Below are 23,862 nucleotides of genomic sequence, written 5' to 3' on the forward strand. Positions count from 1 at the left end.
AACGGCGTCCTTACGCGTTGGCCTTCCACGCCTGCATCGCCAGCCCGAACGAGCGCTTGCGGGCGGCATGGTCGAAGATGTTGGCCGTGAGCAGCAGTTCATCGGGCTTGTGGCGCGCCGCGAACGCCGCCATGCCCTCGCCCACCTGGCGCACGTCACCGACCACCGCACACGCCAGCGCGTTCTGCACGCCCAGCTTTTCATGCGGCTGCCAGAAATCTTCGATGTCGTCGATCGGCGGCGGAATCAGCCCCGGCTTGCCGCGCCGCAGGTTGACGAAGCTCTGCTGCTGGGTCGTGAACAGACGCTTGGCCTCTGCCTCGGACTCGGCCGCCACCACGTTGATGCCCAGCACCGCGTACGGGGCCTCCAGATACTGCGACCGGCGGAACTCGCGGCGGTACACCGCCAGCGCCTCGTCCATCGCATCGGGCGCGAAGTGCGACGCGAACGCGAACGGCAGGCCCATCGCGGCGGCCAGGCGCGCGCTGAACAGGCTTGAGCCAAGCAGCCACACCGGCACCGGGATGCCCGCACCGGGCACGGCGCGCACGGCCTGGCCGGTCTGGGCCGGTTCGAAGTAATGCAGCAGTTCGCGCACGTCCTGGGGGAACTGGTCGGCGCTGTCGAAGTAGCGGCGCAGGGCGCGCGCGGTGGGCTGGTCGGTGCCGGGCGCGCGGCCCAGGCCCAGATCGATGCGATCGGGGTAGAGCGAGGCCAGCGTGCCGAACTGCTCGGCCACCTGCAGCGGCGAATGGTTGGGCAGCATGATGCCGCCGGCGCCGACGCGGATGCGACGGGTGCCGCCGGCCACGTGGCCGATCAGCACGGCGGTGGCGGCGCTGGCGATGCCCGGCATGTTGTGGTGCTCGGCCAGCCAGTAGCGGTGGTAGCCCCAGCCTTCGGCGTGCTGGGCCAGGTCCAGCATGTTGGCGAAGGCCTGGGTGGTGTCACTGCCCTCGCAGACGGGGGCCAGATCAAGAATCGACAATTGCATGGACGCGTTCCCTCCAGAAGTCATCCCATCCAGATGGGGCTGGCCACCGCCCGCCGCCAGTGCCGGTGGCGGGATGCTGATTCCTGCGGTTCGGCTTCGTGAGGGTGCCGCGTAGCTTCCGGTCGGCCCGCGCCCTGCCCGGCCGCCAGCGCTCAGGCGGCGTCGGCACCGGGTTGATCGACCAGCGGCTGCAAGTCCGCATCCAGCGCCACGCGCTCGTCGAACACGAAGCACCGGCCCTCGTAACCTTCGCCGCCGACGGCCTCGAAATAGCCCAGGATGCCGCCGTCCAGCTGCAGCACGTTGTCCATGCCGTCGTTGCGCATCCACAACGCGGCCTTTTCACAGCGGATGCCGCCGGTGCAGAAGCTGACCACGGTGCTGTCGCGCAGCGCCTCGCGGTGCGGCGCCAGTGCGTCGGGCAGGTCGGTGAACTTGGTGATCGGCAGCACCAGCGCGTCCTGGAAGGTGCCGTACTCGATTTCCTGGGTGTTGCGGGTGTCCAGCATCACCACCGGCTTGCCCGCATCGTCATGGCCCTGGCGCAGCCAGCGTTGCACCGTGGCCGGGTCCACCGACGGCGCGCGCGGGTACGCCAGCGGCTGGCCGTCGTCGATGCGGAAGCTGATGATCTCCGGCTTGACCTTGGCCTTGAGTCGCGCGAATGGCTGCATCTGGCTGTAGCTGGTTTTCACCCGCAGCCCGGTAAAGCGCGGATCGGCGTGCAGGGCAGCGTAGAAATCGGCAATGCCGGTTTCGGTGCCGGCCAGGAACAGGTTGATGCCCTCGCCCGCCACCAGAATGGTGCCGCGCAGGCCGCCCGCAGTGGCGCGCTCCAGCAGCGTGGCGCACAGCGCGTCGGGGTCGGCGATGGGGGTGAAATGGTAGGCGGCGGTATTGGCGATCATCGGCCCATTATAAATGCCGACCGCCCCGCTGCCGGGGCCGTGGCCGCCGCGGTTCAGCCGCGCAGCAGCACGAACGGCAGGAACACCAGCGCCGCTGCGGCAACCATGCCCAGCAGCACGGCGACCACGAACAGCGGCCGGCGCTGCAACAGGCTGCCGAAGGTTTCGGCGGTGCCATCGCGCAGCGCCGCCTCGCGCTCGGCCCGCACGCGTACCCCGCGGGCCTCCTGGTAGGGCGCCATCACGGCCTTGGCCCGCGGCAGGTCCTCGTTGTCACGGATCCAGATCCCGCCCCAGGAGATCCCCCACGGGCTGGGCTCGGTGCGGTAATGGGCGATGCCCGCCTGGTCCAGCAGGGCGATCACGTCCTGGATTTCATCGTCCGCGACATTGCGCAGGTTGAGCAGCAGTTTCGACATGCGCCCATGATAGCGCCCGGCGATGCGCTACCCTTGCGTCCCGTTTTTGCGATCCGGAGCCGCCATGCGCCGCCTGCCCTCCTATCTGCTTGCCCCCCTGATGCTGCTGGCGCTTGCCGGCTGCACCCCGCCCGGCCCGCCCCCGGGCGGCACGATCGCGCAGTTCGAGAAGATCGATACCCAGCCGGGCACCGGCGCCGAGGCCACGCCCGGCAGCAAAGTGACCGTGCATTACACCGGCTGGATCTACGACGAACGCACCGCCGACAAGCACGGCGACAAGTTCGACAGCTCGGTCGACCGTGGCGAGCCTTTCAGCTTCGACCTCGGCAAGGGCCAGGTCATCAAGGGCTGGGACGAAGGCTTCGCCGGCATGAAGGTGGGCGGCAAGCGCACCCTGATGATTCCGGCCGAATACGGCTACGGCGACCGGGGTGCCGGCCCGATCCGGCCCGGTTCGTCGCTGGTGTTCGATGTCGAGCTGCTCGACGTCACTCCGCGCTGATTGGCCTGCATGACCCTTTCCAGCACTGCCCCACGACGTGTGGCGATCATCGGCGGTGGCCCGGCCGGGCTGATGGCGGCCGAAACCGTGCGCGCCGCCGGCCACCAGGTCGATGTGTATGAAGCCAAAGGCTCGCCCGGGCGCAAGTTCCTGATCGCCGGCAAAGGCGGCCTGAACCTGACCCACTCCGATGCGCACGAGGTGTTCGTGGCGCGCTACCGCGAGCGGGCCAGCGAGGTGGGCGCATGGCTGGCCGACTTCGATGGCCCGGCACTGCGCGACTGGGCGCTGGGTTTCGGTGTGGAGACCTACGTGGGCAGTTCCGGCCGGGTGTTCCCGGTGGACCGCAAGGCCGCCCCGCTGTTGCGCGGCTGGGTGCGCCGCCTGAAGGAACAGGGCGTGCGCCTGCATGTGCAGCATCGCTGGACCGGCTGGGCAGACGACGGTGCCCTGCGCTTTGAAACGCCCGAGGGCGAGGTCACGGTGCAGGCCGATGCCGTGGTCCTGGCGATGGGCGGTGGCAGCTGGCCACAGCTTGGTTCGGATGCGGCATGGGTGGCACCGCTGGCCGCGCGCGGCATTGATATGGCGCCGCTGCAATCGGCCAACTGCGGCTTTGACGTCGACTGGACCGCGTACTTCCGCGATCGCCAGGCTGGTGCGCCGTTGAAGCCGCTGGTGGCCCATTGGATCGCGCTGGACGGTCAACCACGCACGCTGCAGGGCGAATGCGTGATCAGCGCCGATGGCATCGAAGGCAGCCTGATCTATGCGATGGCCGCCGACCTGCGCGACACCCTCGCGCGCGATGGCGCGGTGACGCTGCATCTGGACCTGCTGCCCGGCCAGACCGAGGCGCAGCTGCTGGACAAGCTGCAGCGCCCCCGCCAGGGCCGCAGCTTCGGTGAGCACCTGCGCCGCCAGTTGGGTCTGGGCGGGGTCAAGTCGGCGCTGCTGTTCGAAGTGCTGGGCAAGGACGCCGGCCAGTTGCCGGCCGACCGCATCGCCGCCGCGTTGAAGCGGCTGCCGCTGTCGCTGCTGCGCCCGCGCCCGATGGCCGAGGTGATCAGCACCGCCGGCGGCGTCCGCCTGGAGGCGCTGGACGCGCAGCTGATGCTGCGGCAGATGCCAGGCACATTCTGCGCTGGCGAGATGCTGGATTGGGAAGCACCCACCGGCGGCTACCTGCTGACCGCCTGCTTTGCCAGCGGGCTGCGCGCCGGGCGCGGCGTGATCGAGTACCTGCAGGCCCGGTAAGCGGGCCGCGTTGAAACGCCGGTAACGGGCCGCGTTGAAACGGTAGTGCCGGCCGCTGGCCGGCTCCATGCAGATCCATGGGCACCACGAGGAGCCGGCCAGCGGCCGGCACTACCTTGCATCACGGGCACCGCGGGGAGCCGGCCAGCGGCCGGCACTACCGGGTCAGGGGCGTTGCATGCGCACCGAGGCGAGTGCGACGCCGCTGGGATGCGGATAGGTTTCCTCGCGCAGCGCGCGGAAGCCGCAGCGCTGGTAGAACGGGACCGCATTGAGCGAGGCCGACAGAACCAGCGGCCTGTCCGGATCGGCCAAGGCCTGCAGGGCCTGCATCAAGGCCTGGCCAATGCCACGCCCGCCGCAGTCGGGGTCGACGAACAGCGCATCGATTTCATTGCCAGCCATGTCGAGGATGCCGTAGCCCAGCAGCTGCCCTGCCCCGTCCTCGGCGACCACGCAGCCGCCCTGCGCGATCAGCCCAGCGTACTGCGCCGGCGGCGGCGAGGCCGCCCACGGCGCGATCACCTCGGGCGGGTACGCCGTGCTGCACAGGTCACGCACGCAGCGGGTGCGCAGCCCCCACAGCCGCTCGGCCTCCTCGGCCGTCCCCACCCGTAGCGCCGGGCTCTGCCCGGCAGCCCCGCCATCACGAACTGTTCCAGCCATCATCGCGACTTGCTCGTGCGCAGCGCCTGGATCCGCGCCGGCGGCTGGAACGAATCGCTGCGCGCGTCGCTCCAGTAATCATGGAACACCGCGTGGTCGGGCACCTGCCGCAGTAGTTCACCCGGCGCCAGGTACCGGTACAAGGACGCCAGCGAGCGGATCTCCACCGGCGATACCCGGCGCAGGATGTGCTCCGGGCCCAGTTCGGACGGGTGGTTCAAGCCGGCCGCGCACAGCAGGTCGCGCAGCGCGCGCACGGTGTTGTCGTGGTAACTGTGCACGCGGGTAGCCTTGTCGGCCGCATCCAGGTGGCGCCAGCGGTGCGGGTCCTGGGTGGCGATGCCGGTGGGGCATTTGTCGCTGTGGCAGCTCAGCGACTGGATGCAGCCCAGCGCGAACATGAAGCCGCGCCCGGCATTGCACCAGTCCGCGCCCAACGCGATGGTGCGCGCGATCTCGAACGCACTGGTGACCTTGCCAGCCGCACCCACCTTGATCCGGTCGCGCAGGTCCAGGCCGACCAGCGTGTTGTGGACCAGCAGCAGCGCTTCGTGCATCGGCACGCCGACGTGGTCGATGAACTCGGCCGGTGCCGCACCGGTACCGCCTTCGGCACCGTCGACCACGATGAAGTCCGGCAGCAGCTGGGTCTCATGCATCGCCTTGGCAATGCCGAACCACTCCCACGGATGGCCGATGGCCAGCTTGAACCCGACCGGCTTGCCACCGCTCAACTCGCGCAGGCGCGCCACGAACTGCAGCAGCTCCACCGGCGTGCTGAACGCCGAGTGCTTGGACGGCGACACGCAGTCCACACCCATCGGCACGCCACGGGTGACCGAGATTTCCGCGCTGACCTTGGCCGCCGGCAGCACGCCGCCATGGCCGGGCTTGGCGCCCTGGGACAGCTTGATCTCGATCATCTTCACCTGATCGGTGTTGGCATTGGCCACGAACTTCTCTTCGCTGAAACCGCCCGCGTCATCGCGGCAGCCGAAGTAGCCCGAGCCGATTTCCCACACCAGGTCGCCGCCCATCTCGCGGTGATAGGGCGAGATCGAACCTTCGCCGGTGTCGTGGTAGAAACTGCCGCGGCGCGCGCCCTCGTTGAGGGCACGGATTGCGTTGGCCGACAGCGAGCCGAAGCTCATCGCCGAGATGTTGAACACGCTGGCCGAATACGGCTTGGCGCAATTGGGGCCGATCAGCACGCGGAAATCGCTGTGCGCGATCTCGGTGGGGGCCAGCGAATGGTTGATCCACTCGTAGTCCACCGCATAGGTGCTGCGCAACGTACCGAACGGCACCACGTCCATTTCGTTCTTGGAGCGCTGGTAGATCAGTGCGCGCTGCTGCCGCGAGAACGGCACGTCCTCCAGGTCGCTCTGCACGAAATACTGGCGGATCTCCGGGCCGATCGACTCCAGCCCGTAGCGGAAATGCGCCATCACCGGGTAGTTGCGGCGCAGCGTGCTGCGCTTCTGCAACAGGTCCCAGGTGCCCAGCACCACCACCGCGAGGGTGCCGCCGACGCCCCAATACCAGGCGGGCCAGATCGTGGCCAGCCACAGGCAGACGGGCAACAACAGGATGGCGAGCACGTAGACCAGGTAACGATGCATGGCTTTCCTCGATCAATAACGCATTCGAGTCTACAACCGGTCGTCGACAACGTCCCGTGGCCAGACCGATTTGACGTCGTACACCACCCCGTCTGGGGTGAGCAGTGCGCGGATGGTGGCCGCGTCGAACGCACGGAACTCGTCGTGGGCCACGGCCAGCACCACGGCATCGAACGCACCGGGATCGGCCCGCTCCACCCAGTGCACGCCGCTGCCGGCCAACACCGCCGGCCCGACCCACGGGTCCTGCACGTCCACCCGCGCACCGGCCGCCTGCAGCGACTGCGCCAGCTCCAGCGCGCGGCTGTTGCGCAGGTCCGGGCAGTTTTCCTTGAAGGTCACGCCCAGCACCAGAATGCGCGCAGCGGCTGGCGACGTGCCGCGCCCCGCCAGCAGCGCCAGCACGCGTTGCGCCACATGCGCACCGACCCGGTTGTTGACCTGCCGCGCGGTGTGGATCAGGTCCGGGTGGTAGCCCATGCTTTCGGACTTGTGCAACAGGTAGTAGGGATCCACGCCGATGCAATGGCCGCCAACCAGGCCCGGCCGGAACGGCAGGAAATTCCATTTGCTGCCCGCTGCATCGAGCACGTCCTGGGTATCGATGCCGAGCCGGTCGAAGATCAGCGCCAGCTCGTTGACCAGCGCGATGTTGACGTCGCGCTGGATGTTCTCGATCACTTTGGCCGCTTCGGCCACGCGGATCGACGGCGCCGGCCACGTGCCGGCGGTGATGATGGTCGCGTACAGCGCATCGACCCGCGCGGCGATCTCGGGGGTCGAACCGGAGGTGATCTTGCGGATGTCGGGCAGGCGGCGCTGGCGGTCACCGGGATTGATCCGCTCGGGGCTGTAGCCGCAATGGAAATCGTGGTTGAACCGCAGCCCGGAACCGGCTTCCAGCAGCGGCACGCACACTTCCTCGGTGGTCCCCGGGTAGACGGTGGATTCGTAGATCACCAGGTCGCCCGGCTTGAGCACGGCGGCGATCAGCGACGAGGCGCTTCGCAACGGACCCAGGTCCGGCTGCTCCAGCGCATCGATCGGCGTGGGCACCGTGACGATGTAAATGGTGCACGCGGCCAGTTCGGCGGGGTCGGCGGTGTAGCGGGCGTGCCGTGCCGCGGCAAGCTCGTGCGGCTCCATTTCCAGGGTGTGGTCATGGCCACGCTGGAGCTCCTCCACCCGCGCGTGGTCGATGTCGAACCCGAGTGTTGGCTGACGGGCGCCGAACGCAACGGCCAACGGCAAACCGACGTAGCCAAGCCCGATCACCGCGATACGTGGCGCATCCGCAGCGCCTGCCCCAACGACCATCAGCCGCGCCCCTGAGGTAGGCAGCAGGTGCAGGTGGGGGGCGGCAATGGGGCGGAAGGACTCATGGGGGCGGCGCCGGGAAACGAATGGCACAGCCTAACGCGGGAAGCCGCGTGCCACAAAGAACAAAGCCGCCGTCCGCGGAGAGTACGGACGACGGCCAACAAAATGGTCCAGCTGCGGTTACTACCCTTTCAGACAGCCTGGCGGAGTTTCCGCAGGACCGGTCACAGCTGGTAGAGAGATAGTAGGCGCGGACCCGTGATGTTCTTGTTACGGGGAACGAACAGTTGCGTTACGAGCCCAGCATGACCGCCGCCGGCTCCAGTTCACCGGACACCCCGGTCCACAGTTCAAGCAGGCGGGCGAACCCCACCCGGCCTTGGCCTTCGATCGGCGCTGCCGGGCTGAAGCCTTCCCATGCGGTCTCGATCATGCCGATCAGTACCTGCGGTTCGATCGCCGCCGACGCCATCGTCCACCGCGGGAAGTGGCGGGTCAGGACCGAGCCACGTGCCAGCTCACGCAGGAAAAGATGGCTGCGCGAATTCAGGACACGCTGGTACACCGAATCGACGCCGTCTTCGGGGCCTTCGAAATACTGCAGGAAACGGGTGCCGTCGAACATGAGCACGCCGGTGACCCCGGCGACCTTGTTGAAGCTTGTCGCCGCGGCAAGGATGCGATCGATATCCGATGCTTGAATCCCTTCGAAGGCGACGCTGGTGTAGGCGATCGCACGCAACGGCATGCAGTCAGAACTCCCCTGAGAACTGCTTGGACTATGCCACGAACCTGCATGTGTAGATAGATGATGACGGGGCGCCACGGCACCCGCAGGCGTGCGTCCGTGTGTCGCAGGCTCAGGGCGCCTGGACCTCGAACCCGGCCTGCTCCAGGCGCGCCAGATAGCCACCGGGCTGCACCAGCAACGCCACCGGCACCACCGCGAAGGTGGTTGCGTTGCGCCCCAGCGCGGCCCGCGCCATCTGCACCCATTTGTCCGCCGCCTGCTTGTCCACCCCGGCCAGGCCACGACGGCGCCCAACCTCGCTGTCGGCAATCGCCCCCACGCAGGCGTCGTACTGACTCTGCACCGCCAGTTGCTGCAGCGCCCCGGTGTCGCCTACCGCCCAGGCGTTGGCCCGCTCCACCAGCAGCGGCAGCTGGTGTTCCACCACATCCAGCGTGCGCTGGAAGCACGCGGCATCGGCCAGCGTGCTGCCCCGCATTTCCTTCAGCGCCGCGCGCGGGTCCTCCACCCGGATCGTCACCCGGGTCGGCACCGGCTTCAGGCCCCGTGCCTTGTAGGCCTTCTCCAGCACGCGGGTCATCGGCTTGCTGCCGCCAAGCCCCACCGACTTCAATGCATCGCCGTACAGGCGGGCCGCCGCCACCAGCGGACGGTCCTTCTCCACGCCGCGGTCGCGCCCCATGTAGCGCTGTTTGAGCGGCAGCCAGCGTGCATACAGCGCCGCCGGCAGGATCTCGTCCAGGCGCCGGCCCTGCGGATCGTGCGCGGCCTTCATCGCCGAGGGCAGCAGGGTCAATCCCCTGAACAGCCCGATGTCGGCGTCCACCGTCCAGCCGGGGGGCCCCAGCACTTCATCGGCGCTGGCGATCACCGCCTGGACTTCATCGGCACGCCAGTCCAGCTTGGCCGGCAACGGTGACACCGTGCCCAGAATCCAGAGTGCATGGCCGTCGCTGCCGGTCACCTTCCACATGCCCGGACCGGGCTGCACACCGGATACCACCACCGGCGCCAGATCGACCACCGTCGGCCCACCCGTAGGGGCCTGGGCCTGCGCGCCAGCCGCGCACCACAACGCCATCGCCAGTACCGCCACCGCCTTCCCTGCCCGTGCCGCGCTCGCCATGCTGCCTTGCCTGTGTTGGGGTCGAACGCAGCCTACGGGGACCTCGACGCGCCTGCGTAAAGTTTGCGTTTGGCCGACGCCCGCATAATGGAGCCATCGGTCCCCAGGAGAATGCGCCATCGATACCCTTCGCAGTGCCGAGGCGCTCGCGCGCCGCGCCCATGCCAGCCAGATCGACAAGGCCGGCCACCCGTACATCGGTCATGTCGCGCGTGTGGCCGCGCGTGTGCGGGGCGACGCCGACGCCGAGGCGGTGGCCTGGCTGCACGACGTGGTGGAAGACTGCCCGGACTTCGCGGCCGAGGTGGCCCAGTTCCCCGCCCACATCCGTGCGGCGGTCGCCTGCCTCACCCGGCGCGAGGAGGTGCTGGCAGACGACTACTACGCCGCCATCGCACGCAACCCGCTGGCGCGGAAGGTCAAGCTTGCCGACATTGCCGACAACAGCGATCCGGCGCGCCTGCAGTACCTGCCCGCGGCGGTGTCGCAGCGGTTGACGCAGAAATATGCACACGCCCTGCTGGCCCTGGGTGCGGGCCCGGTACCCGCCGCGAACTGACCGGCGCGGTCATGCGGCGGGGACGAGACAGCTGCTCAGACCCAGCGCATCGAACCGGCCCCGGTCCGGCACCGCGCCCTGCGTGACCAGCGCGCACAGCACCTGCGAGAAGCGCGTCGGGTCGCCCACGTAGTCGCGCAGCCGCAGCACCGCCTCGGGCGTGTGGCGCAGCACGTGCAGACCGTAGTGCATCAGCACAAGGCGGGACACCCATCCCGCCGCCGGACTCGCCCGGGGTGACGTGGCATCGAGCAGCGCGTCGAAGATGCGCGTTTCGTCATCGCGCAGCGTGGCCAGGAAGACATCCGGATGCGCGAGGGCTACATGGGGTGCGTCCAGTGCCAGGCGCCAGGGCGGCGGCGCTGGCGTTTCCAGCCAGTGCACCCAGCCCAGGTGGAACGCGCGGGCCACCTCCAGGAACGGCGCGAAACGCCGGCGAGGAAGGGTCAGACACTCATACATCGCGCCGACAACGACCGACAGCGGGCGTGGGCCCAGCCGCTCAGCATGGAACAGCAGGCGTCCTTCGCCGAACTGGACGCGGTCCCGCGCTTCATCATCGACGTCCAGCTCGAACAGCAGGAAGTACAGCGCATGCTGGCGCAGTGCCAGGTGCGCGTCTGTCTGCTGCGTCAACGTCAACAGGTGCAACACGTGGCCGAACAGGGCGTAGTCCTTGTTGCTGCGCTGCCCGGCGTCGATGGCAAACAGGTTGGCCGCCCGCGTCAGCACGAGCAGCAGCGCATACATATCGGCATCGGTGTAGCCACGGTCGCGCATGCGGCGCGCCAACGCAGGTACCCGGATCACGTCATGCCAGCGCACCAGTGCGATCGGACGGCCACGGTGGTCACGGGCCGACAGGTGCCAACGCCCGGGCTGCCCGTCATCCTCGACATGGAACAGCGGCCCCGGCGCGCGCGCAGGCGGCCCACCCGCCACGAACGCGGCGATGCGCTGGTTGAACAATGCGTCCAGGTTCATCACTGCGCCGCACGCACGGTGGTGCACCGGCAAAGGTCATTCACCGCCGTCGCGCGCGTCCGGCGCCTGCCGGTACGGCTCTTCGAACGGGCGGAAGTCGTGTTCGGCCAGCGCGCCGGCCACCCACTGCTGCACGCCCTGCAAGGCCAGCACCGCCTCCATGTAGCGCTGCACGCGCGGGCTGACCGGCAGCGCATAGGTCTTCAGGCGCATCACGACCGGCGCGAAGAAGGCATCGGCAATGCTGAACGGGTCGAACAACAATGGGCCGTCGTGGCGCGCCAGCAGGCGTTCCCACAGCGCCTGCAGGCGTTGCAGGTCGTCGACAACGGCCGGCTGCTCGCGCAGCACGCGCGCGCCCACCTCCGGCAACGTGGCTTCGATGTTCATCGGAAAGTGCTGGCGCAGCGCGCCGAATCCGCTGTGCATGTGCGCGCACACGCTGCGCGCCAGGGCACGCGCCTCCACCGCCTGCGGCCACAGCGCGCGGTCGGGGAAACGTTCGGCCAGGTACTCGGCGATCGCCAGCGTGTCCCACACCACCAGGTCGCCATCCACCAGCACCGGCACCGTGCCCGACGGCGACAGCGCCATGGCCTGCCGCTTGAACTGCGAGCCAGGCTCGAAGCTGTCGAACCGCAGCAGCACTTCATCGAACGCAATGCCGGCCTGGGCCATCAGCACCCACGGACGCATCGACCAGGACGAGTAGTTCTTGTTGCCGATATGGAGCGTAAGCATGGCGGCGGCGCAGGCTGGCAAGGGAGCGCCCATGCTAACGGTATTCGGCGCGGACCCGGCGGCATTGCGCCGCCTGTCCAGCGTTGGTGCCCGGAGCCGGAATCGAACCGGCATGGAGTTGCCTCCGGCGGATTTTAAGTCCGATGCGTCTACCAGTTTCGCCATCCGGGCAACGCGGGGCATAGGGTGCCTGATCGCGCCCGGTTTGGGAATGCACGGGCGTTTCAGAGGTCCGGCATCAGCACCTGCGACGGGTCATCGGGGTGGTACAGAATGCGCGCGCGCTCCCGTGGTACCCGCGGCAGGTCCAGCAGGCTCACCACCTTGCGCACGGTGGCCGTTTGGGTGCTGCCCTGCCGGTCCTCGAAGGCCAGCTGGAACGCCAGCTCCGGCTGGGCGTTGACCTCGGTCCCCGTCTGGTGCACGTGCAGCACCCGCGCCTCGACCCCGATACCGCGGTAGTGGAGGGCTTCGGCGCGCCGGTCGATCCCCACCATGCGGGTGAACAGGCGGCCCAGCACCAGATAACCGCACAGGCAGGCCGGCATGACCAGCAGCGGATGCCACGGGGCCAGGAACGTCCAGCCCTGCCCGTTCCCCTGCCCCGGGTCGTTCCAGCACCAGGCGTAGTAGGCCACCAGCGCAGCCAGCAGCACCACGCCGATCAACGCGCGGCGCAGCAGCCGACCCCGGTCGATCTCCGGCATCGCCCCTTCCAGCACCACGTTGGGATACCCGCCCGGATCATCGCTGAGCAGCGCATCGAGCTGGTTGTCGACCACGAACCGCTGCAGCTGCGGTTGGCTGTCCACCGCCAGCATCTGGTCCTGGATCGGCGTGCCGGACAGATTGTCGAAGGCCAGGGTCAGGTTCCACACCCGCCAGCCCCGCATCAGCCGCCCGGTGTCCTGCGCCTGCACCACGCGGGCGCGGCGGCGGATCGCCGCACGCTGGATCGCCCGGGTGCGCGCCTGTGCGCGGAACGGCGCCCGCAACAGCGTATGCACATAGGCCGCCGCCACCAGCGCCCACAGCAGGATCGACAATGCCAGCCACACGGTGGCCACGGCGGGCGATGTTCGCTCGGCCGCATCGACTGGATAACCGATGCTGTAGTACAGGATGCACGGGAACGGAAGAGCGAAAAACAGCAGGTACGCTGCCCAGAAATACAGCATCTTCTTCATGCAGCACTCCACTGGCCGAGGCCAGCGGAGGGTACTACACGCGCATCACCGCGCCGATGACCGGCCCTCAGATGGCGCGCGAGTAGCGTACCGGCTGATCCGGCCGCGCCAGGTAGCGATCAAAGCACATCGCCAGCAGCCGCAGCAGCGGGCGGCCACGCTCGGTGGCGCGCACCACGCCGTCGGCGTACTCGGCCAGGCCATCGTGCTGCAAGGCCTGCAACGCCACCAGCGCATCGGCGAAATAGCCGTCGAAATCCAGCCCATGGCGCGTGGCCAGCGCGCGACCGTCCACCTCGCCCTGGCACATCAGCTGGCCGATCAGTTCGGCGCGCACCACGTCGTCGGCATCCAGCTGCAGGCCGCGCCACACCGGCAACCGCCCGGCATCCACCGCCGCTTCCCAGCCCGGCAGGTCGCGCGGGTTCTGGCTGTAGCTGTCGCCGATATGGCTGATGGCGCTGGCGCCAAGCCCCACCAGATCGGTGTCGGCATGGGTGGTGTACCCCATGAAATTGCGGTGCAGGTGACCGGCACGCTGTGCCTGCGACAGGTCTTCGTCGGGAAGGGCGAAATGGTCCATGCCCACGTACTGGTAGCCGGCCAGCGACAGGCGGCGCACCGCCAGCCCCAACAGGGCCAGCTTCTGCTCCGGGCCGGGCAGCGCCGCATCGGAGATCTGCCGTTGCGCCTTGAACAGGTGCGGCAGGTGCGCATAGCCATAGACGGCCAGCCGGTCCGGCCGCTCGCGCAACACCGTTTCCAGGGTCTGCGCGAAGCCGGCCGGGGTCTGGTGTGGCAAGCCGTAGATCAGGTCCACGTTGACCGAGCGCAGGCCGTGCGCACGGCAGGCGCGCAGGATCTCCAGGGTTGGCTCGACCCCCTGCTCGCGGTTGATCGCCCGCTGCACCACCGGGTCGAAATCCTGGATGCCGAGGCTGGCCCGGTTGAAACCAAGCGCGGCCAGCGTGGCGATGTCGTCAGGGCTGACGAAACGCGGGTCCAGTTCAATGGAGAAATCACGGTGCGCGGCGGTGCTGAAGCGGAACCGCTCGCGCAGACCATCCACCAGTTCGCGCAGCTGCGCGGCGGCGAGGAAGTTGGGGGTGCCGCCACCGAGGTGCAGTTGGATCACCTCGCGCGCGTCATCAAACAGCGGCGCGATCTGGTCCGCTTCGCTCAGCACGCGCGCCACGTAAGCCACGCCCTTGCTGTGATCGCGGGTGATCACCCGGTTGCAGCCACAGTAGAAGCACGGGCTGCTGCAGTACGGCACATGCACATACAGCGACAACGGCCGGGCGCTGGCATTGCTGGCGCCGATGGCCGCGCGCAGCGCATGCGCGCCGAAGCCGTCGTGAAAATGCGGTGCGGCCGGATAGGAGGTGTAGCGCGGGCCGGGCCGGTCGTGGCGGCGCAGCAGGTCCGGGTCGAAGTGCCAGGCAAGCCCGGCGGCAGCAGGCGAGGTGATGTCCATGCCGCCAGCGTGCGCGCCGGCGGCCCCACGCGCATTGAGCCAGATCAATCCAGGCGCGCGGCGCCGGCGATCGGCAGCTGCGGCCAGCGCAGCATCTGGAAGCGGCGCCAGAAGGTATCGGCGATCCGCGTGGCCACATCATCGGCCAGGCGCTGCATCGGCGGGTTGGCGCATTCGGCGGTGGTCTGGCGGAACAGCTGCAGCCAGCGGTCGAACAGGTCGCGGTCCAGTTCGTCCATGGCCATGTGCTTGGGCATCGGCGCGCCGTTGAAGCGGCGCGTACCACGCAGCATCGCCGACCAGAAATCGACCAGCTGCGCCAGGTGCGCATCCCAGTCGTGCACGCGGGCGGTGAACACCGGGGCCAGGCGCGGCTCGTCGCGCACACGCGCGTAGAAATCGTGCACCAGCCGGGTGACCTCCTGCTCGCTGCACAGGTCCAGCGATGGCGTGGGCAACGCGGTGACGGGCGGATGCTGCATGCGGTTCCTCTGCGGCTGATGGGGTACTGCGTGGTGCCGAGCATGCGCGCGCGGGTGGCGCGGCCTCTTGATCAGGATCAATGTCGGCGCAGATCGTGCGCCCTAGTCTGTGAGTCAAACACTGACCGTGGCTGCAATGACCGACCTGCACGACCCACCCGGGGCCCGCCGCCGCCGGCTGTTGATCCAGCAATGGGGCGCCATCCTGTGGCCCAGCTTCGTCGCCGCTGGCCTGGCCAGCATGGTGTTCTTTGCCATTGTCGATCCGCTGCAGCTGCGCGACATCAGCTTTCCGCAGCACGCGCTGAGCCGTGAGCTGGGCTACACGCTGGGCTTTTTCATGTTCTGGGCGGTGACCGCCGCCGCCAGTGGCCTGACCTGGTACCTGTCACGGCCGCCGCGCCGCGATGACGACGACGAGCAGCTGGGGTGACCATGCCAGCCCGCCTTCACCTGCACCTGGTCGACCCTGCACCGCCACCGCTTCCGCCGCCGCGCGGGCGACGCATGCCGCACTGGCGTCCGCTGCTGTCGGCCGCCTTATTGGCTGCCTTCTACGCGCTGCCGTGGCTGCGCTGGAACGGTCGCCAGGCGCTGCTGTTCGACCTGCCCGGGCGCCGCTTCGACCTGTTCGGGCTGACCCTGTGGCCGCAGGACCTCGGGGTTCTGCTTGGCCTGCTGGCGGTGATGGCCACCAGCCTGGTGCTGCTGACCTCCCTGGCGGGGCGGGTGTGGTGCGGCCACGGCTGCCCGCAGACCCTGTGGAGCCGTCTGTTCCGCTGGATCGAGCAGGCCACGGCGCGCCACCTGCGCCAGCCTGTGCTGGCGCGCGCGACCAAACACCTGCTGTGGGCGGTGGTGGCGCTGTGGACCGGGGTGACCTTCGTGGGCCTGTTCAGCCCGATGCAGACGTTGGTCGGCACGCTGTGGCCGCCAGCCTGGAGCGGCTGGGAAACCTTCTGGGTGGCGTTCTACGCGCTGGCCACCTGGGGCAACGCCGGCTTCCTGCGCCAGCAGGTGTGCATCGACCTGTGCCCGTTCGCGCGGATCTGCCCGAGCCTGTGTGACGCGGACACCCCGCAGGTGCAGTACGACGCACGCCGTGGCGAACCGAGGGGGCCGCGTGCGCACGGGCTGGGCGCGGTGATGCAGCGCGGCCGTGGCCTGCTCGATGCGGTCAGCGCCAGCGACTACGCCTTCCGCGCCGCCCATCCGGCCCTGGCCGGGCCGATGCCGCACTTCCCGGCCGACCGGCTCGGCGACTGCGTGGATTGCGGTGCCTGCGTGGCGGCGTGTCCGATGGCCTTGGATGTGCGCAGTGGGCCACACGTGGACTGCATCGCCTGCGGTGCCTGCGTGGACGCCTGCAACACGCAGATGCGCGCGTGGCAGTTCCCGGCCGGCCTGCTCCGCCATGCCAGCACGGCCCACATGCAGCAGCGCCGCACCCGCTGGCTGCGGCCACGCACGCTCACAGCACTGATCACCCTGCTGGTGCTGCTGGGTGTCGGACTGCATCGGCTATAGACCCCTGATCCCTTGCCCCACGGCCGCCATTCCCCCGAATGGCACCGGTCCCCCGACCGGAAACTCAGCGCAGGCGGCTACTGCGTGGCGGCACCATCTGCGCGCGCCGCACGATCCCCAACTGCTCGATGATCAATGCCAATTCGTTGGTGACCTGGGTACGGCTGCGCCCTTTGGGCACCAACCGCTCCAGCACCTGCTGGTAGGTGGTCCAGAATTCCGGGCCGCAGCCATGCTTGCTGTAACTGGCTTCCAGCTCGGTGCGCACGCCATTTGCCAAGTCATGTACGTCGTAATGCATACGACCTCCCTTGGACTTGCCTTGCATCGGAGACGCGCTACCACCCTGCGTCGTACAGGTTCACTTGCGCTTCACCTAAAATTTGCACGGTCCTCGCACCAAGTCAACCGGCAGGAGGCAGTTTGGCGAGGACATCGCTGAATCGTTCACCTGCGCTGCACCCTCCCGCTCCAGCAGCATGGGCCGGACAGAGTGACAGCGTGATGTCAGCAACCGCTGACGCGGTCGGCCTACGACGCCAGCCGCCAGATTCCGTAGGCGCAAATGGCGGTCCCCACGCCAAGCAGCGCCCACACCAGGCCATTGAAGCGCTTGACCGCCTTGGCCAGCACCAGCGAAAACGCGATACCTGCCAGGCCGATCGCGAGCCAGAGCACGCCATTTACGTTGCTGGGCGACGCCCAGAACGAACCGGGCGCCCCGGTGGCGGCAAACAGCTGGGTCAATGTCATGGCAGAACCTGGGAAGTGAACCAGCCTGCATCGTGGTCAACCGATCGTGCCGACGCGGTGAAGACCGGGCCGCCAGAGGCGGTCGACTTACCCCGCCGCCGCCGGCATGGCCGGGGGCGCGGGCAGGGTGTGCGCCAGCAGGTCAAGCAACCGGTCCAGACCGGTGCTTACCGCCGCGCCGTCATTGACCCGGCGCGCAAACCCGGCCCAGTCGCCCGCCGACAACTGGCGGATCAGGGCCGGCTCGACACCCAGCCAGCGCATGCCCCAGAACGGGAAATAGCGCTGGGGAACGCGGCCCCGGCACAGCTCCACGATGCCATGGTGACTGCGTGCCTGGAGGATGCGCTCGTGCACGGCAGCCATGCCGTCATCCGGGCCTTCGAAGTACTGCAGGAACCGGCCACCATCAAACAACAGCACGCCGGTGACGCCGGCTACGGTGTTGAAGCGGGCAGCATCGTCGACCAACGCATCCAAGGCGGTCCTGGACAAGCTGGCGGGCGCCTCACTGACGTAGGCAATCGCGCGAAGGGGCATGGGCGTGTCCTTGGATGGAAGGGAGATGCTGTCACTTTCAGCCGGGCAGATAAACCACGTCGCTGAAGCGTTCAGATGGGAGGCGATCCGACAAACGATAAAGCCCGCTTTCGCGGGCTCTATGCGTCATCAATTTGGAGGCCTGGACGGGAATCGAACCCATCTCAACGGATTTGCAGTCCGGTGCATAACCACTCTGCCACCAGGCCGGTGACCCTACAGCTTACCGGGCAATGATACCCCGATAAAACAAGACCCCGAGAACGGGGCCTGGTCAGGATTTGGAGCGGGAAACGAGACTCGAACTCGCGACCTCAACCTTGGCAAGGTTGCGCTCTACCAACTGAGCTATTCCCGCAAAATCAGGCGCGTATCTTACCGAAACCGCAGGTAACACACCAGCCTTTTCACACTTTATTTCACATCCCCGCCGGCGCTGCCGATCAGGATGCCCGCGTGCCACCGCGGAGAAAAACAAGGCCCCAAGGGGGCCCTGTCGAAATCTGGAGCGGGAAACGAGACTCGAACTCGCGACCTCAACCTTGGCAAGGTTGCGCTCTACCAACTGAGCTATTCCCGCAGACTTTCGCTTGCCCCGGCTGCACCGCACCGTGAAGTGCTGGAGACTGCCGGCCCATCGACCTGCGTCGAAGGAGCGCTATTGTGTCGGGATTCCTTCACGCCGTCAACTGTCTGCAGCCGCTTTGATTTACGGTTGTTGCCCCGCCCAAGGCAGCCGGGGACGCTGCAGGCCTGAAGCAGAGGACTGCAACAAATTGCATGGTCACGCGTGCGACCGCACAAGGACACTGGTGCGTTCGCATACCGGGACGTGAACATGCCCTTTTTTCCTCCGCACACCCCCATCCTCGAGCGCTTCAATGCCATGGGCCACATCGAGTCGCTGCTGCTGGATGGGCAACGCCACTACTTCGGCCATGACCCGTTGACAGACCGCATCGTGTCGCCCTTGATCCTGGATCCGTCGGAGATGGCCGAGTTCGCAGCCCAGTGGATGCGCGGGCACGCCGGCCCACGGGACGCGGCCTCATGGTTGACCGACATACATGCGGCCACTACCCGCTCCCGACGCTGGCCGACGCCGTTGGTGGTGGAAGAGCGCGACCGGATGGCCGTTGAAATGGCACTGCGCATGGCAGCACAACACGACATCCCTTCTCCCTTCGACGTACAGGACAACGTCGTGGATCTGCTGCACGCGGTCTACGGCGACATCGCCGACGGTCGGCTCCAGGCCATGTTCGACTGGGCGGTCGCTCTGGACCAGGCCGGCGAAGACGATGAACCGCTGGGCTGGGCCTTCGACGTGATCCATGGCGTACGCCCGGCGCCGGTCACGTTGTCGCATCGGGATGTCGCAGACGCGCTGCGGCATTGCATGGGATCGTTGGCCGACGCCGCTGTCGGCAACTGGATTTCGGTGTTCGGCGCCATCATCCGCTCGTGCGACGCCATTGCGGCCACGCCGTTTCCAACGCCGGCGCAGGTGAGCCAAACCCTGGCGGCCGACCGGCCCTTCGAGGTGGTCGGCTACGCGGACGTCGCCAACAAGGTGCCGGAGACCTCCCTGTTCCATCGCGCCGACGACGTATCCCTGCGGCCTGACCGGCAGATCGTCCTTCTCATCGACGGCGACCTGCATCTTGACCGCCTGGACCTGGACGATCCGCTTGCCCGCTGGCGCCAGCCAGATGCCGACGTTGTCCTGCCCTGGTTCATCCTGGTCACCGGCAACGTCGTCATTGAACAACACCTATGGAGCCTGGAAACCGATGGGGCCTGCGGTCTGGTCGTGCTGGGCCATCTGACGGCGCGCAACGCCATCGTAGGCGGCCAGCAGATCCATGTCGGCGGCAACCTCACGATCGAGGAGCTGTACTGGGGCGACTACAACCATGGGTGCCTGTATGTAGAAGGCGACACGACGGCCGCGTTGTTGATTCAAACCGACTACCACATGGACCTTGTCGGCAAGGTGAGCTGCCTCAAGCGCGTGGATGATCTGGACGAATTGGACGGCGATGAACTGATGAAAATCATTGCCACCGATTGCGTGATGCAGGCGGAACCAGAGCCGGCACCGGAGTGGTCACTCAATGCGACCGCCATGCTCGAACGACTGGAAGCGGGCCACAGCGTCATCTGCAGGGATGCGCTGGAACATCCCGATCCGCCGTTCACGATTCCATCGCTGTTCGCAGACGCCAACGTCAGTCCCGAGAACTTCCTCCGCCTCTCCGATCCGGACCTGCTACCCGAGGGAAGTTGCCTGCACAGTTTTCAGCGCGACGGACTCGACCTGACCGTGATGGCCTACTTGTCAGAAGAGCATCGCATCCCCCGACGCGCCATCCTGATCAAGGACATCGCGCGCAACATCGGGGTCAGCTTCACGCAGGAACCGGCGACGGCCCCTTGGTCGTGGCGGGATGTGGTGTCACTGCGCAGGCCGCAACGCGGCTGGGTATTGCTGAAAGCCACCTGTGACAACCTGGACACGCCGGATCCAGACTGGGTCGGCGTGGAGGGCGTCACCTTCACGCCGGAGTACACCGCCCTCATTCTCAAGGGCTGGGCAGCACTGCTGGAGTGGGCATCGCATCGGCACTGGGCCGCCAGCCAGATCCCCGCCGACCGGGTGCGGCGTCTGTTGACCCTGCCTGTTGCCACCCCGTATGACGACTACGACGACAGTGACCGCAACGGACTCTGGACAGGCAGATTCCATGCCGCGTTCCGGCAGCGCGGGCGTGGCGCGGACGCCGAAGGCCAGCATCCCATCCTGCGCTTTTCCCGGAGTCGCTACTGCCGTGATACAGATCAAGCGACCATGGAGAGCTTCTACTACGACCTCGAGCGCTGCCAGGATGGGCAGGAACGCGTTCGCGTGCGCCACCTCGTCGATCAGGAGAGCGCACAACCATCGATGCCGCTGGATGCCGAGGGTGGCCCGCGGCTGGTTGAGGCCGTTCGACTTTTCCATCGTGCCGCCGGCCAATTGGAGCAGGTTAACGCAGCACTGCTGGAAGTTACCCCGCCGTTCCATGCGACCAACGATGCATTCGCAATGCGTCACTGGCGCGATCGCGGGTACCTGCCGCGCTGACGGCTGGATCGCGAGGCAGCACCCGGGCGGATCAAAGATCCCCCTGGCCTCCAGGACTATGCCCCGACCCGCATCCCGCGCCGATGGAAATACACCTGCTCGGCCACCCGTCGCATCGCACCGGACTGCAGTGCCAGATTGAGCGGCCAATCCATCTGCAGGTGGTCCATCGCCCAGCGCAGCAGACGTTTGCGGCGGAAGGTGGGTGCTGCTTTGCGCGCCACCGCTTCGGCGGGCGGCCCATTGCCGCGCAGGTGCAGGCCGGCGGCATCGCCGATGGCCCAGCCATGCCGCCAGGACGAATGGATGCCGCCGGCCGACAGCGGCGACACGATGCCCGCCGCGTCGCCGGTGAGGACCACCCCGGGCGCGGTGATCGGGCCGTCCGGCAGGCCACACGGCACCAGCCCGGCGCGCGTGGCGGTCGGCACCGCCGCAGCCGGCAGACCCACCACGTCGCGCACATGCTGCAGGAATCCGTCCAGGTCAGGCTGCCGCGCGTGGGCCGCATCGTGTCGCAGCGCCAGCCCCACCTGCACGCCGGTTGGATTCTGCGCCGCCCAGCCGATGTACCCCGGAGCGAAGCGCTTGCTGGCAAAACAGTGCAGTGCCCCGACTTCGGCCAGCTGGACGCCGGCGAACTCCTGCTCCACCCCGTACAGATTGTCCTGCACCCGGCCCAGCCCGGTGCGCTGCGCAACGCGTGAGGTGGCGCCGTCGGCACCGATCAGATACCGGGTGCGCCCTGCCCCCTCCACCTGCCAGCCGTCACCGTCGCGCCGTGCCTGGGTGAACGATTGCTGTAGGCGAAGGTCGACCCCGTTGGCGCGCAGTTCGGCCGCCAGCCAGCGCAGCAGGTTCGGCGTGTCGGTGGTCATGAAGTAGTAGCCGGGTGCGGCCAGCAGCACGCTGCGCAGGCTGGGGGCATACAGCCGCACCCGCTCCACACGTTGCAGCAACTCACCCGGCGCCCGGCCCAGCCACGTCTGCTCGATGGCCTCTTTGACGATGATGCCGGTGGTGTGCAGGCGCGCGCCGGGATCGGCCTTGCGTTCCAGCACGCACACACGCAGGCCGTACTGGACGGCGGCGAGCGCGCAGGCCGCGCCGGCGAAGCTGGCACCAACGACGACAAGGTCCCAGTCGTAGGCGGTAGAAGACGTCTCCATCAACGGGGTGTCCTGTGCGGTCGAGGCGTACAGGATCGAATGCATGGAGGGGGAGGCAATGAAGTGCCGGTGAAGCGAATATGAAGCGCCGCCTTTCCCCACCGCCATCGCAGCGCGCATGGGAGAATCCGCGTTACGCCGGCGGACCTCGCCGTCCCTTATAGAGCGCCATGACCAGCCGCACCTCGCGCAGTATCTTTTTCGGCATGGCCGGATTGTTGTCGGCCCTGCTCATCGCCTGCATGGCGACCCAGCTGGGTTCCAACGCCTGGATGTTGTTGACGGACCGAAGCAACACGCTCCCGACCGAGTCGTCGATCTTCTCGTTCGAGCCCTACGTGATCAACGAGGGGTCGTCGAACTATTGGCTGTATGGCAAGGACGGCCGGAACTACTATCACTTCGTCCACCGCGACGACGCCGCCTACGTATACCTGCCCATCGACAACGCCTGCCCCGGCTTCCAGCGCGACGACATCGGCACCTGGTGCAATGTGCGCATCGGCCAACGCCGCTGACGACGCACGCCGCGCATACGAAAAAAGCGACCCGAAGGTCGCTTTTTTCGTTGCCTCACACCGCGGTGGAATGCCGGTGGATGCTGTATCTGGAGCGGGAAATCAGACGCCAACTAAGCACCCACCCCATTGAAAAGACTAGCTTTTTTCAAGCCGGCTTTGCTTCAGCTGACGAGATCATGGACTATGACGACCGAGTATGGCAAGCCCAAATTTTCCACGGTGCTCCATCAGGGTCCATGGGCATCCGTCGGCATGGGTAACGGGGGGTTCCCAGGCGTAGGCATCCGACAGATGCCAGCAGCTGCCCTAGACCGACCGTCGCTGAACGCCACACCACCCCGAGCCTGGGACCGTGACCTTCAATCACGTCAACGACTGCTGCGAGCATCACCCAACACTGTGCGAGACCACGCTCGAGGATAGCCAGCAAGCCAACGTTGGTGCGCAACTGCAGCGCGAACAGCCCTGTGCGGGGCACGCTCCGCCGCAAGGCCCGCGAGCAACGCAGCGGGCCCTTCCACGCTACAACATCTGCTTACATCTGCACGCTCGACGGAACGCTCTTCCGGGGGCATGGTTCCGATACACCCAGCTCATACCAGTGGGCACAGCGTTCAAATAACCAAAATAGCAGGATCGAATCCTGCAGCTAAGCCATCTGCCTTACGTGCGACATCCTTCAATTCAAAGGAAGGGGTTACGCACGTTTGAAGTATCGACACCGTTTTTCCGCTCGAACCACCAGCTCCGTAGCAACAACCGGCACCCAGGTGATCTGAATCACCTCATGGCGGTCGCCTGTGCGCTCGTCACGGCATGCACCGCACTCAAATTCACGACATGGATGTCAACTCGCTTTGTTAGCGGGGATATCTTCGTCGAATGTCCTGCGTTTCTTGATCATGAAAATCTCCTCGATAGACGCATTTTCCACCTATCGAGCTGTCCAGGAAATTTCGACCACCACACTGGTGGATGGGCTGGTGCGGCGGGACATCCGTCGCTTCCAGGCTGGACGGGAATCGGGCTTCATCTATCACCGGGCCAAAGCCTGCCTGATGCCGTTGACGGTGCTGCCGTGGGCTGTCTATCAGGCGCTGCCGGCCAGCATGACGCCTGTGCTGATTCTGCTGCCCGCAGCGTTTCTTCTGGCTGTGACGGTGGATATCTCAGCGGCCAGCTTCAAAAAACACTTGTGATAAAAGTTCGAACCGCCTTGACAAG

Annotated in this window: 24 protein-coding genes, 4 tRNA genes and 1 pseudogene; 8 read left to right on the forward strand and 21 right to left on the reverse strand. The window is 67.3% G+C overall.

Annotated elements, in window-relative coordinates; genetic code table 11:
- Nucleotides 1-10: 10 nt before the first annotated feature.
- The 3 genes from AC1DCJ_RS01650 to AC1DCJ_RS01660 all read right to left on the reverse strand — a co-directional run bounded on the left by AC1DCJ_RS01650 (nt 11) and on the right by AC1DCJ_RS01660 (nt 2,324).
- Nucleotides 11-997: an LLM class flavin-dependent oxidoreductase gene (locus AC1DCJ_RS01650; RefSeq protein WP_038689183.1), complete on the reverse strand. Its 987-nt coding sequence runs from the start codon at nt 995-997 to the stop codon at nt 11-13.
- A gap of 152 nt (nt 998-1,149) precedes the next feature.
- A complete protein-coding gene (locus AC1DCJ_RS01655; protein ID WP_478069924.1) occupies nt 1,150-1,905 on the reverse strand; it encodes a sulfurtransferase in 756 nt (251 codons plus the stop codon).
- A gap of 53 nt (nt 1,906-1,958) precedes the next feature.
- Entirely contained in the window at nt 1,959-2,324 is a 366-nt protein-coding gene (locus AC1DCJ_RS01660; protein WP_038689187.1) for a DUF6164 family protein, read from the reverse strand.
- A gap of 64 nt (nt 2,325-2,388) precedes the next feature.
- Between AC1DCJ_RS01660 and AC1DCJ_RS01665 the strand changes: the two genes are divergently transcribed.
- Nucleotides 2,389-2,829 (forward strand): FKBP-type peptidyl-prolyl cis-trans isomerase, encoded by a 441-nt coding sequence (locus tag AC1DCJ_RS01665; RefSeq protein ID WP_137189118.1) that lies wholly within the window; start codon nt 2,389-2,391, stop codon nt 2,827-2,829.
- A 9-nt stretch (nt 2,830-2,838) separates the two neighbouring features.
- Complete coding sequence (locus AC1DCJ_RS01670) at nt 2,839-4,086, forward strand: TIGR03862 family flavoprotein (protein WP_478069925.1); 1,248 nt, start codon at nt 2,839-2,841, stop codon at nt 4,084-4,086.
- Nucleotides 4,087-4,251: 165 nt separating this feature from the next.
- On the opposite strand, the gene AC1DCJ_RS01675 is transcribed toward AC1DCJ_RS01670, so the two are convergent.
- From AC1DCJ_RS01675 to AC1DCJ_RS01695, 5 genes are all read right to left on the reverse strand, one after another.
- A complete protein-coding gene (locus AC1DCJ_RS01675; RefSeq protein ID WP_478069926.1) occupies nt 4,252-4,752 on the reverse strand; it encodes a GNAT family N-acetyltransferase in 501 nt (166 codons plus the stop codon).
- Nucleotides 4,752-6,374 (reverse strand): FMN-binding glutamate synthase family protein, encoded by a 1,623-nt coding sequence (locus AC1DCJ_RS01680; RefSeq protein ID WP_141058656.1) that lies wholly within the window; start codon nt 6,372-6,374, stop codon nt 4,752-4,754. The genes AC1DCJ_RS01675 and AC1DCJ_RS01680 overlap by 1 nt, the downstream gene beginning before the upstream one ends.
- A gap of 30 nt (nt 6,375-6,404) precedes the next feature.
- Nucleotides 6,405-7,691 (reverse strand): nucleotide sugar dehydrogenase, encoded by a 1,287-nt coding sequence (locus tag AC1DCJ_RS01685; RefSeq protein ID WP_478069927.1) that lies wholly within the window; start codon nt 7,689-7,691, stop codon nt 6,405-6,407.
- A 295-nt stretch (nt 7,692-7,986) separates the two neighbouring features.
- A complete protein-coding gene (locus AC1DCJ_RS01690; protein WP_478069928.1) occupies nt 7,987-8,442 on the reverse strand; it encodes a BLUF domain-containing protein in 456 nt (151 codons plus the stop codon).
- 112 nt (nt 8,443-8,554) lie between these two features.
- Complete coding sequence (locus AC1DCJ_RS01695; protein WP_478069929.1) at nt 8,555-9,571, reverse strand: TraB/GumN family protein; 1,017 nt, start codon at nt 9,569-9,571, stop codon at nt 8,555-8,557.
- Nucleotides 9,572-9,785: 214 nt separating this feature from the next.
- On the opposite strand from AC1DCJ_RS01695, the gene AC1DCJ_RS01700 reads away from it, so the two are divergent.
- Nucleotides 9,786-10,130, forward strand: coding sequence for a phosphohydrolase (locus AC1DCJ_RS01700; protein WP_478069930.1), 345 nt, complete (start codon nt 9,786-9,788; stop codon nt 10,128-10,130).
- 9 nt (nt 10,131-10,139) lie between these two features.
- Here the strand turns inward: AC1DCJ_RS01700 and AC1DCJ_RS01705 are convergent, their stop codons facing one another.
- The 6 genes from AC1DCJ_RS01705 to AC1DCJ_RS01730 form a co-directional block, all read right to left on the reverse strand.
- The gene (locus AC1DCJ_RS01705; RefSeq protein WP_478069931.1) at nt 10,140-11,114 is read right to left on the reverse strand and encodes a hypothetical protein; all 975 of its coding nucleotides are present in this window, start codon (nt 11,112-11,114) and stop codon (nt 10,140-10,142) included.
- 36 nt (nt 11,115-11,150) lie between these two features.
- On the reverse strand, nt 11,151-11,855 hold the full coding sequence (locus AC1DCJ_RS01710; protein ID WP_478069932.1) for a glutathione S-transferase family protein: 705 nt from the start codon (nt 11,853-11,855) through the stop codon (nt 11,151-11,153).
- Between the two features lie 84 nt (nt 11,856-11,939).
- A tRNA-Leu gene (locus AC1DCJ_RS01715) sits at nt 11,940-12,026 on the reverse strand.
- 53 nt (nt 12,027-12,079) lie between these two features.
- The gene (locus AC1DCJ_RS01720; RefSeq protein ID WP_478069933.1) at nt 12,080-13,042 is read right to left on the reverse strand and encodes a hypothetical protein; all 963 of its coding nucleotides are present in this window, start codon (nt 13,040-13,042) and stop codon (nt 12,080-12,082) included.
- Nucleotides 13,043-13,109: 67 nt separating this feature from the next.
- Nucleotides 13,110-14,519: an oxygen-independent coproporphyrinogen III oxidase gene (gene hemN / locus AC1DCJ_RS01725; RefSeq protein ID WP_478069934.1), complete on the reverse strand. Its 1,410-nt coding sequence runs from the start codon at nt 14,517-14,519 to the stop codon at nt 13,110-13,112.
- A 44-nt stretch (nt 14,520-14,563) separates the two neighbouring features.
- The gene (locus AC1DCJ_RS01730; protein WP_313243798.1) at nt 14,564-15,001 is read right to left on the reverse strand and encodes a group III truncated hemoglobin; all 438 of its coding nucleotides are present in this window, start codon (nt 14,999-15,001) and stop codon (nt 14,564-14,566) included.
- 136 nt (nt 15,002-15,137) lie between these two features.
- On the opposite strand from AC1DCJ_RS01730, the gene AC1DCJ_RS01735 reads away from it, so the two are divergent.
- Together AC1DCJ_RS01735 and AC1DCJ_RS01740 are read left to right on the forward strand one after the other, a co-directional pair.
- The gene (locus AC1DCJ_RS01735) at nt 15,138-15,434 is read left to right on the forward strand and encodes a hypothetical protein (RefSeq protein ID WP_038689212.1); all 297 of its coding nucleotides are present in this window, start codon (nt 15,138-15,140) and stop codon (nt 15,432-15,434) included.
- Between the two features lie 74 nt (nt 15,435-15,508).
- Nucleotides 15,509-16,528 carry a 4Fe-4S dicluster domain-containing protein gene (locus tag AC1DCJ_RS01740; protein ID WP_478070122.1) on the forward strand — a complete coding sequence of 340 codons (1,020 nt, stop codon included), beginning with the start codon at nt 15,509-15,511 and terminating at the stop codon, nt 16,526-16,528.
- Between the two features lie 64 nt (nt 16,529-16,592).
- On the opposite strand, the gene AC1DCJ_RS01745 is transcribed toward AC1DCJ_RS01740, so the two are convergent.
- From AC1DCJ_RS01745 to AC1DCJ_RS01770, 6 genes are all read right to left on the reverse strand, one after another.
- Nucleotides 16,593-16,829, reverse strand: coding sequence for a hypothetical protein (locus AC1DCJ_RS01745; protein ID WP_141058647.1), 237 nt, complete (start codon nt 16,827-16,829; stop codon nt 16,593-16,595).
- A gap of 230 nt (nt 16,830-17,059) precedes the next feature.
- The gene (locus tag AC1DCJ_RS01750; RefSeq protein ID WP_478069935.1) at nt 17,060-17,281 is read right to left on the reverse strand and encodes a hypothetical protein; all 222 of its coding nucleotides are present in this window, start codon (nt 17,279-17,281) and stop codon (nt 17,060-17,062) included.
- An 87-nt stretch (nt 17,282-17,368) separates the two neighbouring features.
- On the reverse strand, nt 17,369-17,821 hold the full coding sequence (locus AC1DCJ_RS01755) for a BLUF domain-containing protein (protein WP_478069936.1): 453 nt from the start codon (nt 17,819-17,821) through the stop codon (nt 17,369-17,371).
- A gap of 135 nt (nt 17,822-17,956) precedes the next feature.
- Nucleotides 17,957-18,030: transfer RNA gene (locus AC1DCJ_RS01760), tRNA-Cys, on the reverse strand.
- Between the two features lie 73 nt (nt 18,031-18,103).
- Nucleotides 18,104-18,179, reverse strand: a tRNA-Gly gene (locus AC1DCJ_RS01765).
- 146 nt (nt 18,180-18,325) lie between these two features.
- Nucleotides 18,326-18,401 (reverse strand) — tRNA-Gly (locus tag AC1DCJ_RS01770).
- Between the two features lie 258 nt (nt 18,402-18,659).
- Between AC1DCJ_RS01770 and AC1DCJ_RS01775 the strand changes: the two genes are divergently transcribed.
- On the forward strand, nt 18,660-20,948 hold the full coding sequence (locus AC1DCJ_RS01775; protein ID WP_478069937.1) for a hypothetical protein: 2,289 nt from the start codon (nt 18,660-18,662) through the stop codon (nt 20,946-20,948).
- Between the two features lie 56 nt (nt 20,949-21,004).
- Here AC1DCJ_RS01775 and AC1DCJ_RS01780 read toward each other — a convergent pair whose 3' ends face one another.
- Nucleotides 21,005-22,117, reverse strand: coding sequence for an NAD(P)/FAD-dependent oxidoreductase (locus AC1DCJ_RS01780; RefSeq protein WP_478070123.1), 1,113 nt, complete (start codon nt 22,115-22,117; stop codon nt 21,005-21,007).
- A gap of 170 nt (nt 22,118-22,287) precedes the next feature.
- On the opposite strand from AC1DCJ_RS01780, the gene AC1DCJ_RS01785 reads away from it, so the two are divergent.
- A complete protein-coding gene (locus AC1DCJ_RS01785) occupies nt 22,288-22,635 on the forward strand; it encodes a hypothetical protein (RefSeq protein ID WP_478069938.1) in 348 nt (115 codons plus the stop codon).
- A 971-nt stretch (nt 22,636-23,606) separates the two neighbouring features.
- A pseudogene (locus tag AC1DCJ_RS01790) lies at nt 23,607-23,837 on the forward strand (IncC plasmid conjugative DNA transfer DtrJ family protein); the annotation flags it as partial.
- Nucleotides 23,838-23,862: the final 25 nt, after the last annotated feature.

This window comes from Stenotrophomonas sp. 10N36 (assembly GCF_056395005.1).

What these genes read in the sequence shown, in the direction of transcription:
- AC1DCJ_RS01775 (WP_478069937.1), top strand. Translation starts at nt 18,660, where the DNA reads ATGCCCTTTTTTCCTCCGCACACCCCCATCCTCGAGCGCTTCAATGCC.
- AC1DCJ_RS01780 (WP_478070123.1), bottom strand. Translation starts at nt 22,117, where the DNA reads ATGGAGACGTCTTCTACCGCCTACGACTGGGACCTTGTCGTCGTTGGT.
- AC1DCJ_RS01720 (WP_478069933.1), bottom strand. Translation starts at nt 13,042, where the DNA reads ATGAAGAAGATGCTGTATTTCTGGGCAGCGTACCTGCTGTTTTTCGCT.
- AC1DCJ_RS01695 (WP_478069929.1), bottom strand. Translation starts at nt 9,571, where the DNA reads ATGGCGAGCGCGGCACGGGCAGGGAAGGCGGTGGCGGTACTGGCGATG.
- AC1DCJ_RS01745 (WP_141058647.1), bottom strand. Translation starts at nt 16,829, where the DNA reads ATGCATTACGACGTACATGACTTGGCAAATGGCGTGCGCACCGAGCTG.
- AC1DCJ_RS01705 (WP_478069931.1), bottom strand. Translation starts at nt 11,114, where the DNA reads ATGAACCTGGACGCATTGTTCAACCAGCGCATCGCCGCGTTCGTGGCG.
- AC1DCJ_RS01655 (WP_478069924.1), bottom strand. Translation starts at nt 1,905, where the DNA reads ATGATCGCCAATACCGCCGCCTACCATTTCACCCCCATCGCCGACCCC.
- AC1DCJ_RS01740 (WP_478070122.1), top strand. Translation starts at nt 15,509, where the DNA reads ATGCCGCACTGGCGTCCGCTGCTGTCGGCCGCCTTATTGGCTGCCTTC.
- hemN (WP_478069934.1), bottom strand. Translation starts at nt 14,519, where the DNA reads ATGGACATCACCTCGCCTGCTGCCGCCGGGCTTGCCTGGCACTTCGAC.
- AC1DCJ_RS01710 (WP_478069932.1), bottom strand. Translation starts at nt 11,855, where the DNA reads ATGCTTACGCTCCATATCGGCAACAAGAACTACTCGTCCTGGTCGATG.
- AC1DCJ_RS01660 (WP_038689187.1), bottom strand. Translation starts at nt 2,324, where the DNA reads ATGTCGAAACTGCTGCTCAACCTGCGCAATGTCGCGGACGATGAAATC.
- AC1DCJ_RS01650 (WP_038689183.1), bottom strand. Translation starts at nt 997, where the DNA reads ATGCAATTGTCGATTCTTGATCTGGCCCCCGTCTGCGAGGGCAGTGAC.
- AC1DCJ_RS01750 (WP_478069935.1), bottom strand. Translation starts at nt 17,281, where the DNA reads ATGACATTGACCCAGCTGTTTGCCGCCACCGGGGCGCCCGGTTCGTTC.
- AC1DCJ_RS01690 (WP_478069928.1), bottom strand. Translation starts at nt 8,442, where the DNA reads ATGCCGTTGCGTGCGATCGCCTACACCAGCGTCGCCTTCGAAGGGATT.
- AC1DCJ_RS01665 (WP_137189118.1), top strand. Translation starts at nt 2,389, where the DNA reads ATGCGCCGCCTGCCCTCCTATCTGCTTGCCCCCCTGATGCTGCTGGCG.
- AC1DCJ_RS01685 (WP_478069927.1), bottom strand. Translation starts at nt 7,691, where the DNA reads ATGGTCGTTGGGGCAGGCGCTGCGGATGCGCCACGTATCGCGGTGATC.
- AC1DCJ_RS01735 (WP_038689212.1), top strand. Translation starts at nt 15,138, where the DNA reads ATGACCGACCTGCACGACCCACCCGGGGCCCGCCGCCGCCGGCTGTTG.
- AC1DCJ_RS01675 (WP_478069926.1), bottom strand. Translation starts at nt 4,752, where the DNA reads ATGGCTGGAACAGTTCGTGATGGCGGGGCTGCCGGGCAGAGCCCGGCG.
- AC1DCJ_RS01670 (WP_478069925.1), top strand. Translation starts at nt 2,839, where the DNA reads ATGACCCTTTCCAGCACTGCCCCACGACGTGTGGCGATCATCGGCGGT.
- AC1DCJ_RS01730 (WP_313243798.1), bottom strand. Translation starts at nt 15,001, where the DNA reads ATGCAGCATCCGCCCGTCACCGCGTTGCCCACGCCATCGCTGGACCTG.
- AC1DCJ_RS01680 (WP_141058656.1), bottom strand. Translation starts at nt 6,374, where the DNA reads ATGCATCGTTACCTGGTCTACGTGCTCGCCATCCTGTTGTTGCCCGTC.
- AC1DCJ_RS01785 (WP_478069938.1), top strand. Translation starts at nt 22,288, where the DNA reads ATGACCAGCCGCACCTCGCGCAGTATCTTTTTCGGCATGGCCGGATTG.
- AC1DCJ_RS01755 (WP_478069936.1), bottom strand. Translation starts at nt 17,821, where the DNA reads ATGCCCCTTCGCGCGATTGCCTACGTCAGTGAGGCGCCCGCCAGCTTG.